The organism is Actinomadura sp. CNU-125 (genome assembly GCF_001942465.1).
In the GTDB taxonomy this organism is placed as follows: Bacteria; Actinomycetota; Actinomycetes; order Streptosporangiales; family Streptosporangiaceae; genus Spirillospora.
In genome coordinates this window covers 18,242-31,014 of sequence record NZ_MKJY01000221.1, presented here as the reverse complement: position 1 = coordinate 31,014, position 12,773 = coordinate 18,242, and the positions used below count along the sequence as shown (strand labels likewise).

General features: G+C 70.0%; 8 protein-coding genes and 1 pseudogene. 7 read left to right on the top strand and 2 right to left on the bottom strand.

Annotation, left to right across the window (positions count from 1 at the left end; translation table 11 throughout):
• Nucleotides 1–72: 72 nt before the first annotated feature.
• Complete coding sequence (locus BJF79_RS24195; protein ID WP_158079276.1) at nt 73–2,175, bottom strand: sodium:solute symporter family transporter; 2,103 nt, start codon at nt 2,173–2,175, stop codon at nt 73–75.
• 544 nt (nt 2,176–2,719) lie between these two features.
• Here BJF79_RS24195 and BJF79_RS24185 point away from each other — a divergent pair.
• The 6 genes from BJF79_RS24185 to BJF79_RS24165 all read left to right on the top strand — a co-directional run bounded on the left by BJF79_RS24185 (nt 2,720) and on the right by BJF79_RS24165 (nt 7,907).
• The gene (locus BJF79_RS24185) at nt 2,720–3,391 is read left to right on the top strand and encodes an RDD family protein (protein ID WP_083733787.1); all 672 of its coding nucleotides are present in this window, start codon (nt 2,720–2,722) and stop codon (nt 3,389–3,391) included.
• A 112-nt stretch (nt 3,392–3,503) separates the two neighbouring features.
• A complete protein-coding gene (locus tag BJF79_RS24180) occupies nt 3,504–4,148 on the top strand; it encodes a TetR/AcrR family transcriptional regulator (protein WP_262402495.1) in 645 nt (214 codons plus the stop codon).
• Nucleotides 4,141–4,275 carry a hypothetical protein gene (locus BJF79_RS61345; RefSeq protein WP_262402494.1) on the top strand — a complete coding sequence of 45 codons (135 nt, stop codon included), beginning with the start codon at nt 4,141–4,143 and terminating at the stop codon, nt 4,273–4,275. The genes BJF79_RS24180 and BJF79_RS61345 overlap by 8 nt, the downstream gene beginning before the upstream one ends.
• Before the next feature lie 53 nt (nt 4,276–4,328).
• A complete protein-coding gene (locus BJF79_RS24175; protein ID WP_075900684.1) occupies nt 4,329–5,222 on the top strand; it encodes an ABC transporter ATP-binding protein in 894 nt (297 codons plus the stop codon).
• Nucleotides 5,223–5,934: 712 nt separating this feature from the next.
• Nucleotides 5,935–6,810, top strand: coding sequence for a hypothetical protein (locus BJF79_RS61340; protein ID WP_262402493.1), 876 nt, complete (start codon nt 5,935–5,937; stop codon nt 6,808–6,810).
• A gap of 86 nt (nt 6,811–6,896) precedes the next feature.
• On the top strand, nt 6,897–7,907 hold the full coding sequence (locus BJF79_RS24165) for a phosphotransferase (protein WP_083733785.1): 1,011 nt from the start codon (nt 6,897–6,899) through the stop codon (nt 7,905–7,907).
• Here BJF79_RS24165 and BJF79_RS24160 read toward each other — a convergent pair.
• Nucleotides 7,904–8,464 carry a GNAT family N-acetyltransferase gene (locus tag BJF79_RS24160; RefSeq protein WP_075900680.1) on the bottom strand — a complete coding sequence of 187 codons (561 nt, stop codon included), beginning with the start codon at nt 8,462–8,464 and terminating at the stop codon, nt 7,904–7,906. The genes BJF79_RS24165 and BJF79_RS24160 overlap by 4 nt on opposite strands.
• A 1,540-nt stretch (nt 8,465–10,004) precedes the next feature.
• On the opposite strand from BJF79_RS24160, the pseudogene BJF79_RS67210 reads away from it, so the two are divergent.
• Nucleotides 10,005–11,800, top strand: a pseudogene (locus BJF79_RS67210) (IS481 family transposase).
• Nucleotides 11,801–12,773 lie beyond the last annotated feature (973 nt).

Sequence of the window (12,773 nt, the reverse complement as noted above, 5' to 3'; positions counted from 1 at the left end):
CGGGGAACGGCCCGCCTCGGCGCACCGTTGTGGGCTTCGCCTCACGGCCGGACACGGCCACCGGACGGGCGGTCAGTGCGAGCCGGTGCCGGTGAGCGCCCGGACGGACAGGTCGTCGTAGCGGAGCGGGTCGGTCTTCTCGCGGGCGAGGAGCGTCCCGGCGACCGCGCACGCGAAGCCGATGGGGACGGAGACGATCCCGGGGTTCTCCAGCGGGAACAGGTGGAAGTCGACGCCCGCGGGGAACAGCGACAGGCTCCGCCCGGTCACCGGGTCGGTCTTGCCCGACACGACCGGCGAGAGGATCACGAGCAGCAGCGAGCTGCCGAGCCCGCCGTAGATCCCGGCGACCGCGCCCGCCGAGTTGAACCGCCGCCAGAACAGCGACAGGACGATCGCCGGGAGGTTCGCCGACGCGGCGATCGCGAACGCCAGCGCCACCAGGAACGCGACGTTCAGGTCGCGGGCGACGACCGCGAGGACGACCGCGAGCGCGCCGACGAGGAACGCGGCGACCCGCGCGACCGCGACCTCCTGCGACTCGCGCGGCCGGCCGAACATCAGCACCTGGCCGAAGTAGTCGTGCGCCAGCGACGTCGACGACGCGAGCACCAGGCCCGACACGACCGCGAGGATCGTCGCGAACGCGACCGCGCCGGTGAACGCGAGCAGGACGTCGCCGCCGACCTTCCCGGCGACGTGGGTGCCGGCGGCGTGCGCGAGCTGCAGCGCGGCGGTGTTGCCCGACGGGTCCTGCGCGGCGATCTTCTCCCGTCCGACGAGGGCGGCCGCGCCGAACCCGAGCGCGAGCGTCATCAGGTAGAACGCGCCGACGAGCCCGATCGCCCAGGACACCGACGCGCGCGCGGCGCGGGCGTCCGGGACGGTGAAGAACCGCGTGACGATGTGCGGCAGGCCGACCGTGCCGAGGACCAGGGCGAGGGCGAGGCTGAAGAAGTCGAGCTTGCCGATGATCGTCCGGTAGGCGTCGCCCTCGACGTCCTGCCCGTACCGGAGGCCGGGCTGCAGGAACGCGTCGCCGCGGCCGCTCGCGTCCGCCGCCGACCCGAGCATGGCGCTGGGGCTGAACCCGAACCGGCTCAGGACCAGGACCGTCAGGACGACCGTGCCCGCCATCAGCAGGACGGCCTTGACGATCTGCACCCACGTCGTGGCCTTCATCCCCCCGAACACGACGTAACAAATCATCAGCATGCCGACCACGACGATCGTGACCGTTTCGGCGACATCGGCCGGCATCCCCAGGAACCGCTCACCGGGGTGCACACCGAGCAGCATCGTGACGAGCGCCCCGGCCCCGACCATCTGGGCGAGCAGGTAGAAGACCGACACGGTGACGGTGGAGACGACGGCCGCGCGCCGGACCGGGGGCTCCCGCCGGACGCGCTGGGCGAGGACGTCGGCGAGCGTGAACCGTCCGGCGTTGCGCACGACCCCGACCAGCAGGAGCACGAGCAGCCACGCCACGAGGAACCCGATCGAGTACAGGAACCCGTCGTATCCGGACAGTGCGATGAGCCCCGCGATGCCGAGGAACGACGCCGCCGACATGTAGTCGCCCGCGAGGGCCGTCCCGTTCTGCGCGCCCGAGAACTTCCGGCCGCCCGCGTAGAAGTCGTCCGCTCCCCGCGTGTTCGCGCGCGCCCACACCGTGATGCCGAGGGTGATCAGGACGAAGACGACGAACACCGCGAAGGTCAGTTCCGTCACCGCACATCCCCCATCCGGACGTCCCAGCGCCCGTCCGACGCGCGCGGCGCGACCCGCGCGGCGGTGCCGGACGCGCGGACGGGCGCGGACGCCGCGGGCGTCGCGGACGGCGACGGCACGGCGGGCGGACGCGGCGGACGGTCCGGGCCGTCCGGGCGGCGGCGGTTCCTCGGCCTCGGCGCGCAGTTCGTCCGCGAGCGGGTCGAGGCGCCGCCGGGCGTAGCCGACGAACGCGGCGGCCAGCACGAACGTCGAGGCGAACTGCAGGACGCCGAGCGCCATCGCGACGTTGACGTGCCCGGCCACCGGCCGCGCCATGAATCCCCGGGCGAACGCCGACAGGGCGACATAGAGGAAATACCACCCCAGAAAACCGCCTGCGGCGACGGCCGCCGTCCGGCGGAATCGGCGGTTGAGCCGCCGGAACCGCTCGTCCGCGGCCACCGGCGCATAACGCCCCGGTTGCCCCCTTCCGCCCCGTTCGACCCCCCGGCGTCCCGTCGAGTCCGTTCCCCCGACCATCCTGCCCCTATCCGCGACATGACTCTATGTATCGATTTGGCGACACCATGAGACCAAAGGACCAAGGTCGCCGGTGCGCAATTGACGAGAACCAGAACAATTCCTTGCCCGCCGCCCGTCACTCCCCTGGTGAGGCGCCTGCACGGCCCCCTCGAAGCCCGCGCGTCCGGCCGTCTCGCGTCCGGATCGGCCACCTGGGCCTGATCTCGGACGAGTGCAGCCGGTATCCACCGTTTCACGCTGTGCAGTCGGCGTCCGGCGATGGCCGTCTCCGGCCACGCACCGTCCGGAGCCGGGACGATTCGCCCCTCGCCGCCACGGTCGTCCATCGAATGGACAGCATCACGGCGACTGGATAATGTCGCTCGCGCCATTCGAGCAGAACAACACCAAAATGGCCACATCAGGCCATCTGACTCACTAATGACAGCACTCAACTCGTATTCACCAACAGAAAGTCGACGCCATGCATGAAAGCGCCTCCCACAAGGCCGGCCCGGCCCCCGGCCCCTCCCCCGACTGGTACATGCCGCCGGAAGGGGCGCCCGCCGCCTGGCTGCCGCCCGGGGAGCGGGCGACGGACCTCGACCTGGCCGGATTCGGACGGCGCGTCGCCGCACGGCTCATCGACCAGGCGGTCGTCATGACGATCATCTTCGCGGTCGTGTTCGGCGCATTGGCGTTGGCGAGCGAGGAGAACATCTACGGGGAAACCGAGATCCCGCTTCCGGTCGGCGTCTCATTGGCGCTGTTCGGCTTCACCTGGTTCTACCTCTGCGAGGCCCTGCAACTGGCCTTCTGGGGACGCACGCTCGGCAAGTGCCTGCTGAAGACGCGGGTCGCCGATGTGGACGCACCCGACGAGCCCCTGATGCCTTTCCGCGGAATGGGACGCGCGGCCTGCTATCCCTTCCTCTGGACGCTCATCGGATCGGTCATCGGGATCTTCGCGCTCGTCAACCTCCTGTGGACGCTGTGGGACCGCCCGCACCGGCGGTGCCTGCACGACAAGATGGCGCGGACGATCGTCGTCCGGGACCGGCACCCGGCCCGGCGCGCCCCGCAGATACTCGTCATGGGCGGGCTCGCGACCGTCCTGGCCGTCGCCTCGATCACGCTCTCCGCCGTCACCGGCTGAACCGGCCTCCGCCCCTCGCCCGACTCGCGACGACGGGTCTTGCGCCGGGGTGTGTACATGCGTACAGTGTACAAACGTACAGGGAACTGAACGGATGTACAGGGGGCTACGGGTGGACGAGCGGCGGGAGCCGGAAGACCTGACCACGCGCGCGCGGATCAGGGACGTCGCGATGTTGCAGTTCGCCCAGCTCGGGGAGAAGGGCGCGACGATCCGGGGGATCGCGAAGGCCGCCGGGGTCTCGCCCGCGCTCGTCCAGCACCACTTCAAGAACAAGGCGGCGCTGCGCGAGGCGTGCGACGCCTACGCGATCGACGCGATCCGCCGGGTCAAGGAAGAGGCGCTGTCCGGCGGCATGGCCAACCCGAACTTCCTGCAGATCGCGATGCAGACCGCGCTGCCCGTCCAGCAGTACATGGCGCGCGCGCTGGTGGACGACTCCGACGCGGCGCGCGCGCTGTTCGACGACGCCGTGACGTTCGCCGAAGACATCCTCACGCGCGGAACGCCCGACACGCGGAGCCCCACCACCGACGACCTGCACGCCTACGCGGCCGTCATCACCGCCATGAACTTCGGCCTCGTCGTGCTGAACGAGCACCTGTCCCGCGCGCTGGGCTCCGACATCCTCACCAAAGAGGGCTACCCCCGGCTCGCGCTCGCGCTCATCGACATCCACACCGACAACCTGTTCACGCCGGAGCTGGAGGCGCAGAGCCGCGCGGCCCTGCAGAAGCTGCGAGACGCCGATGCCTGACGCGTCCCGCTCCGCCGCCGCCTCCCCGCGGCTGTCGACCAGCCGCGCGGCGGCCCGCAAGGCCGACTCCGATCCTCCCGTCCGGCGCGCCCTCGTCCTGGCACGCGCCCCGCACCGCACCGCGTGATCCGCGGGGGCGGTGGCACGCGTGCCGTCGAAACCCCCGAACAAGGAGAACCGGTGGAACAGACGACCCCTGTCCAGGTGTCCGGCCTGGTCAAGAATTTCGGACGGACGCGCGCCCTCGACGGGCTGAACCTCGAAGTCCGTCCCGGCGAGGTGCACGGCTTCCTCGGCCCGAACGGTGCCGGGAAGTCCACGGCCATCCGCGTCCTGCTCGGCCTGCTGCGCGCCGACGCCGGGACCGTCCGGCTCCTCGGCGGCGACCCGTGGCGGGACGCGACCGAACTGCACCGCCACCTCGCGTACGTCCCCGGCGACGTGACGCTGTGGCCGAACCTCTCCGGCGGCGAGGTCATCGACCTGCTCGGCCGGATGCGCGGCGGGCTGAACCGCCCGCGCCGCGCCGAACTGCTCGACCGGTTCGAGCTCGACCCGCGCAAGAAGGGCCGCACCTACTCCAAGGGCAACCGGCAGAAGGTCGGGCTCGTCGCCGCGCTGTCGTCCGAGGCGGACCTGCTCATCCTGGACGAACCCACCTCCGGCCTGGACCCCCTGATGGAGGAGGTCTTCCAGGAGTGCGTCCGCGAGGAGCGCGACAAGGGCCGCACCGTCCTGCTGTCCAGCCACATCCTGTCCGAGGTCGAGGCGCTGTGCGACCGGGTGACGATCATCCGTAAGGGCGCCGCCGTCGAGACCGGCACCCTGGCCGACCTGCGGCACCTGACCCGCACGTCCATCGACGCCGAACTCGCCGCCGCGCCGGACGGGCTGTCCCGCCTCCCCGGCGTCCACGACCTGCGCGTCGAGGGCGCGCGGGTGCGCTGCGAGGTCGACACCGACCGGCTCGACGACGTCCTGAAGCACCTCACGTCCACCGGCGTGCGGAGCCTCACCAGCCGCCCGCCGACGCTCGAAGAGCTCTTCCTGCGGCACTACAAGGAGGCGGCGTGACGACCGCGCTCGTCGGCACCGGCGGCATGATCCGGCTGATCCTGCGCCGCGACCGAATCCTCCTCCCGCTCTGGGTCCTCATCGTCGCCGTGCTCCCGGCGAACTTCGTCGCGACCTTCGAGGGCCTCTACCCCACCGCGGCCGACCGCCTCGGCTACGCCGGCACGAGCGGGACGAACCCGACGTTCCTCGCGATGTACGGACCGCTCTACGACACCGGCATCGGCGGCCTGGTCACCCAGCGGTCCGGGTTCATCCCGATCGCCCTCGGGCTGATCTCCGCGCTCGTCGTCATCCGCCACACCCGCGTCGAGGAGGAGGCCGGACGGCGCGAACTCCTCGGCTCCACGGTCGTCGGCCGCCAGGCGGCCCTCGCCGCCGCGCTTCTGGTGACCTGCGCCGCGAACCTCGCGGTCGCCGTCCTCATCACCGCGACGACGGCCGCGCAGGGGCAGCCGTTCGCGGGCTCCCTCGCGCTCGGCCTGCAGATGGCCGCGGGCGGCGTCGTCTTCGCCGCCGTCGCGGGCGTCACGGCCCAGCTCTCCGAGAGCGCCGGAACCGCCCGCGGGCTCGCGTTCGCCGCGCTCGGCGGCGCGTTCGTCCTGCGGATGGCCGCCGACACCGGCGGCGAAGGCAACTCCCTGTCGTGGCTCGGCTGGCTGTCGCCCCTCGGCTGGGCCCAGCGCCTGCGCCCCTTCGGCGACGAACGCTGGTGGCTGCTCGTCCCGGTCGCCGTCCTCACCCTCGCCCTCGCCGCCGCCGCGTGCGCCTGTCGACCCGCCGCGACGTCGCCGCCGGCATCCTGCCCCCGCGCCCCGGCCCGGCCGAGGCGTCCCCCCGGCTGAACGGCCCGTTCGGACTCGCGTGGCGCCTGCAGAGCCGTCCGTTCTACGGCTGGCTCGCGGGCTTCGCCGTCCTCGGTCTCGTCTTCGGCGGCGTCGCGGGCGGGATGAACGACCTGATCAACGACAACCCCGACCTGCGGGACATCATCGCCGACCTGGGCGGCGCCGCCACCATCACCGACGCGTACTTCGCGATGGTGATGAACATGCTCGGCCTCCTCGCCGCCGGCTACGCCGTCTCCGCGACCCTCAAACTCCGCGCCGAGGAGTCGGCCCTGCACGCCGAACCCCTCCTCGCCACCCCGACCGGACGGCTGCGCTGGGCGTCCAGCCACCTCCTGTTCGCCCTCGCCGGCCCGGTCGCGGGCCTGACGGTCAGCGCGCTGCTGGCCGCGCTCGTCCACGACATCGGCCGGTTCCCCGACCTCCTGCCCGCCGCGCTGGCCCAGCTCCCGGCCGTCTGGCTGATCGCCGCGATCGCCCTCGCGCTCTACGGCCTCGTCCCGCGCCTGACCCCCGCGAGCTGGGCCGCGGTGGCCGTCGCGACCCTCGTCACGCTCATCGGCCCCATGCTCGACCTGGGCCAATGGGCCCTCGACCTCTCGCCCTTCACCCACCTCCCGAAGCTCCCGGGCGCCGACTTCACCGCGACCCCGTTCGTCGCCCTCCTCGCCCTGACGGCGGCCCTGGCGGCCCTCGGCCTGGCGACCTTCCGCCGACGGGACCTGTCCTTCGCCGGTTGACGAACCAATTAAGTGAATACACACTCTCAACTGTGAGCGATGAGCCGACGGTACCCGTCCACTGGTCGGACGTGACACCGCGCTGGATGACGGCGGCCCTGGCGGACCACCACCCCGGGGCCGTCGTCGGCGGCGTGACCCTGCTGACCCGCGACGACGGCACCAATCGCCGCGCCCGCTTCGCCCTCACCTACACGACCGGCTCGGGACCGGAGCGGGTCTTCCTCAAGGCCGAGGGCGAACACCGCGAGGTGCACAGCCGCAACGGCAACCTGTTCAACGAGTCGGACCTCTACGACTCGCACGTCCCCCTCCCCCTCGATCACCCCCTCGTCTACAAGGTCATCACCGATCGGCCCCGGCTCGACTACGTGATCGTCATGGAGGACGTGACGGCGCGCGGCGCCGCCCCACGGAACGCGACCCGTCCGCTGACCGTCGACCAGGTCGCCAACGGCCTGCGCGGACTCGCCCGCCTGCACAGCCGCTACTGGGGCTTCCCACCGGACCCGCGACTCGACTGGGTGAAGACGTGGGCTCCCACCGAAGGCTTCCAGTCCGGACTACGCGCCCACACGCCGAAGGGGCTCGCGCGTGGCGCGGCGCACGTCCCGTCCGAGGTGGCGGCACACGGCGCCGAAGGCATCGTGGACCTCTGGGCCGACTTCGTCTCCACCCTGCACCGCGAACCGACGACCCTCCTGCACGCCGACGCCCACATCGGCAACACCTACGTGCTGCCCGACGACGACGTCGGTTTCCTCGACTGGCAGGTCGTCCGCCGAGGAAACTGGAGCCAGGACGTCGGCTACTTCCTGATCGGCGCACTCACCACCGAGGACCGGCGCCGCCACGAATCCGACCTCCTCGCCGACTACCGCACGGCCCTCGACGTCGAGACCCGCCCGTCCGCCGACGACGCCCGGCTCCGCTACCGGGCCTCGGCCGCCTACGGACTGGCGATCTGGCTCTCCACCCTCGGCACCGACGGCTACCAACCCCACGAAATCTCGCTGCCCCTCGCCGAACGCTACGCGACCGCATTCGTCGACCTGAACACGGAAACGGCCCTGAAAGACCTCCAGCGGCAGATCTAGCGCTCCGGCAGCGTCGAATGCGGAGCCGTCGGCGCGATGTCGACCATCGCACTCGTTATCGCCCACCGTTCATGGTCCCGCCAGGCCCCATCGATGAACAGCAACTCGGGCGAATACCCTTCCCGACGAAAGCCGACCCGCCGAACCAACCTCAGGGAAGCGTGGTTGCCGGGCTGGATCTGGGCTTCAAGCCGATGAAGCCGCAACCGCTCGAAGGCATGGCGCACCACAAGCCCGACCCCCTCGGCCATGTACCCCATCCCGGCAGTGCGAGCGAAAGCAGCGTACGCAAGAGAGGCGGATTGAAACCGCCCCCGAATAACACTGTTCACATTGACCACACCGGCGATATCGCCACTACCGCGCACACAGACCAGGAGACACTCCTCGTCAGCCCCCACATACCGCGCAAGATACTCCCGGAACTCTCGCACATCCGAAGGCAGCGAAATCCACGGATGATGAAGCTCCGCACTGGCGCGCGCCAATTCCAGGAACTCGCCCTGATCACTCTCATCGAGGGCCCGCAGCGTAACCCGCCGAAAATCGGTCGGCATGAGACTCGATGCTCAACAATCCGGTTGAAGAAACATGGTGATGTCCGGCGGCGCTCGGCGGGACGCACCCGACCCCAAGAGGGCGCACGCGCCGTCGTCCAAGAGCTACACGAACGTGGTCGCCGCCCGCAACGGCGACAAGTGCCGACAACGGCCACGGCCATCGCCGACCGGAGGACGGCGCCGCGCAGGCACTCCCAGGTCAAAGGCCCCTTCCGAGACGGGAAGGGGCCTTCGCACTGGAGCCGGCGAGGGGACTTGAACCCCTAACCTTCTGTTTACAAGCAAGATCAGGACTGTCCAGGCACGTCCCTACAGGTCCTCCACCTGCAAGGCAACCGCCCCGCACGTCCATACCGTCCAAGATCATCCGACCCTGTTGTTAGCACTCGCGTTAGCAGACACACCGACCCGGAGGGTGCTCCCGCGCGAACGGCATGAGCCACTAAAGGGGCGTTTCGCGCGGGAGTATCCTCCGGCCCGCGGGGGTCCAGGAGGCCGCGAGGCCCCTTGGTAAGCGCTCGCTCAACCGGCTGGCCCCACTGAACCATCCGCTTTCAGAAGTACCAACCCGCCCTGCGCTCACTACGCCCACCGAGGTCACACGGAGCCCAACGTACGCTCGTAGTGCTCCGCGGTTGCCGTCGTTACCGTCAACGCGGGAGGCTCCTACGGCTCGCCGGGGGCGGGGGCACGAGATCAAGCTTCGCGCTTACTTAGTCGACGGAGCTAGGAACTGCTGCGGGCGCGACTCGCTTCGCTTCCCTTATCTGAGACCAGACCGAAAGTTCCACGCGTTCGTGTTCACGGCTGCGCTCGGCCGGAAACAGGGTATGAATTTCGAAGATGGAAGATGGTCCCCGCCAGCCGCAGAGGCAGCCGATGTCTGGCCCCTCGGGCGGAGCATCCACTAGTTCCGGCTGCTCTACGGGCCTTGACTGCTTGGGTGCCCTGGACCGCCCTGACTGCTTCAGCGGCTTCGACCGCTGTTGCTCTTCGGTCGGCTTCGACTTTTTTGACTGTTTTGATCGCGGCCGTTTCGGCTTGGCCTTCTTTGCTTTCTTCTGCTTATCGGGAAATTCAGGTTCGTAGAACTCTGCTGCACTTGGTCGTTCGTACGGGTTGCGGCGAGACTCCCCGCGGAGTACTCGGGTACTCCCCAGCGATGCATGTCGGACGATCTGACCCACGCGAACCACCTTGCGTCCACGATGTAGGGCATCTGATTGTAGGAGTCCTGAGAAGATTTATCTCTGGTCTGTCTGGCAGGAAGTGGCCGCGCCCCGGCGCGGCGGGATCGGACCGGAGAGGCCGCACGCCCGGCGCGCCGGGCGTGCGGCCGCCTGGCGGCGCGGAGCGGCGCCCTTGAAGACGTAGAGAAAGTTCTCATCCGGCTGGTCGCTCGGCCTGTTGTCGTGTCCCGGGTCATGCTTGACACGTCTGTCCCATCACATGCTTGACGGGTGCCTGTTCGGCTTGGCTGTCGTGCGTCGTTTGCGGGTGGCGTGCGTCAGGGAGGCCGGGATTGGCCCTGGTGGAGTTGTCGGTTGTCGAGCAGCGGTATCGCGCGGTGCTGCAGGTCGAGGCGGGGGTGCCGGTGACCGAGGTCGCGGCCGGTTTCGGGGTGTCGCGCCAAAGCGTGCATGCCTGGGCGAAGCGCTATCGGACCGAGGGCCTGGCGGGTCTGGCCGACCGGTCCAAGCGTCCAAGGTCCTCGCCCGGGCAGATGCCTGCGGAGGTGGAGGTCGTGGTGTGCGAGCTGCGGCGTGAGCATCCGCGGTGGGGGCCGGTGCGGATCGTGCACGAGGTCGCCCGGCTGGGTGTGGTGCCGGTGCCTCGCGGATGAGCGTGCATCGGGCGCTGGTGCGGCATGGGCTGATCGAGCCGGGCCGCCGCCGCAAACGCAGCGAGTTCGTCCGGTGGGAGCGGGACGAGCCGATGGCGTTGTGGCAGATGGACATCGTCGGCGGCGTGTTCCTCGCCGGCGGCACCGAGTGCAAGGTCGTGACCGGGGTCGATGACCATTCGCGGTTCTGTGTGATCGCGGCGGTGGTGCCGCGGGCGACGGGGCGGGCGGTGTGCCTGGCGTTCGCGGCGGCGTTGCGCGCCTTCGGGGTGCCGGGCGAGGTGCTGACCGACAACGGCAAGCAGTTCACCGACCGGTTCGGGCATGGCGGTGAGGTGCTGTTCGACCGGATCTGCCGCGACAACGGCATCGTGCACCGGCTGACGCGGCCTCGTTTGCCGACCAGGACCGAGAAGGTCGAGCGGTTCCACCAGAGTCTGCGGCGTGAGCTGCTCGATGACGCGGTGCCGTTCGACGATCTGTCCGCGGCCCGGGCGGCGGTGGCGGGCTGGGTGGTCGAATACAACACCCGGCGGCCGCATCAGTCGCTGGGCATGGCCTGCCCGGCCGACCGGTTCGACACCCGCGCCGCCCGCGACGAGCAGGAGGTGCTGCCGTTGCGGCTGCCCGCCACCGTCCGGCTGGCGGCCGTCCCGCCGGCCCGTGAACCCGAACCCGAACCGGTCGAGCCCGCCGATGCCGTGACCGTCGATCCGCCGGACGCAGCCGTCCCCGGCCCGCAACCCGGTGCGTGGACCGGCGGGCCGGTGGAGTTCGAACGGACCGTGCCCGCGAGCGGGAACATGTTCGTGGCGGGCCAGCAGTTCTGGCTCGGTCCCGCCCAGGCGGGCGTGAGCGTGACGTTCTGGGCCGACACCGACGTCATCCACCTGCTCAAGGCCGGTGCCCGGCTCAAGTCGGTGCGTTCGCACCTGTCGACCGCCGACCTGGCCGCACTCGCCGCTCGCGGGGCCCGCAAGGCCGGGCCGCCACCACTGCCCAAGCCTGAGGACGGCCAGGCGGTGGGGGTCGACCGGACCGTGAACAAGGACGGCAACGTCGGCCTGGGCGGCCGGATCGTCCTGGCCGCCGAGATCCTGCGCAGCCGCCGGGTCGGCATCCGCATCGAGCCCGCCACGCTGATGTTCTTCGACCTGCAGAGCCGTGAACTGCTGCGGACCAGACCCAACCCGTTCACGCCCGAGCAGGTCCGGGCGCTGCGCGGTCTGCGGCGGGCCGGTCCGCCGCCACGGCCCCGCACCGAGCCGGTCACCGTCCAGCAGCGGGCCAGCAACACCGGCGTGATCATGGTCGCCGGGCAAAAGATCGCCCTGGGCCGCCTGCACGCCGGACAGGTCGTCACCGTCCACGTCGCCGACACGACCCTGACCATCGAACTCGGCGACGACGACACACGGACCGTCCGGCGGACCACCACCCAGCCCGTCCGCAGCATCAAGGCTCACCGGCCCCGCAAGGCCGCCCCATGATTTCTAGAGCATCCGTCAAGCATGTCCTGGGACCAATACGTCAACCATCTCCCGGGACTAGACAGTGCTCTTGTCCGTGTGCTGCAGGGCAGCGTTGCCCTGCCTGAGCACGGGACGGCTGGTGGAATCGCTACCTGGACGGTCGCCTTCGCTGATCGTTATGCTCGGCCGATGCCTGCCCCCACCCGTAGCAATCAAGCGCCTTGGTGGTGGGTACCGTGCATGCTCCCCTTGGGCTTGGTGCCGCTATTCGGGTTGGTGGACGCGTGGTGGGCGCTTGCCCTGCTGGTGTTGGCGGCGGCTACCTGGGTCGTCGTGCTCTGCGTCGTGCGTCATAGGTCGACCTTCGTGCTGCGGTACGACCTCCGTGTGGTACTTGCTTCTACCCTCATCACCGTTGGGGCGGGGCAGGCAGCGATGGCGTTCGGTGGCTTTGGGGTCTGCATCGCCGCATCGATCATCTCGACGCTCTCCATCCTCGTCCTAGCCCTCCACCACCGATGGCTACCTACCTCTGCTCGACAGTCAAGGCGTTAGCTGGGCTGGGCTGGTCGGCGAGGCTGATGGCTACGCCTTGGTGGTTGTCGGTGGTGCGGTGTGCGGCCTCGGGTGGGGCGGTGGTGTTGAGGGTGCTGGCGTACTCGTCCCAGTGGGCTAGCTTTCGTCCGTGGCGCGGGGCGTCGCGTAGCTCGATGTACTCGTGCATCGTGTCGAGGTCGCTGTGCACCCATATGGCGGTGACGTCGATGCCATCGGGCTGGTCAGAACGCCGACAAGCTCAAGGTCGGTGATGCCTGGAAGGGCCCGAATGACGGCTACGTCTTCGCTAGTGGGTGGGGCGAACCTATCCACCCGGATACGGTCTCCTCGGTCATGGCGACGCTGATCACTCGGCGCAACGCGGACAACCCGGCGCCGCGTAGACGCTCCTGTTAGCAAAAAGCCCCCTTCCAAGATCGGAAGGGGGCTTTGA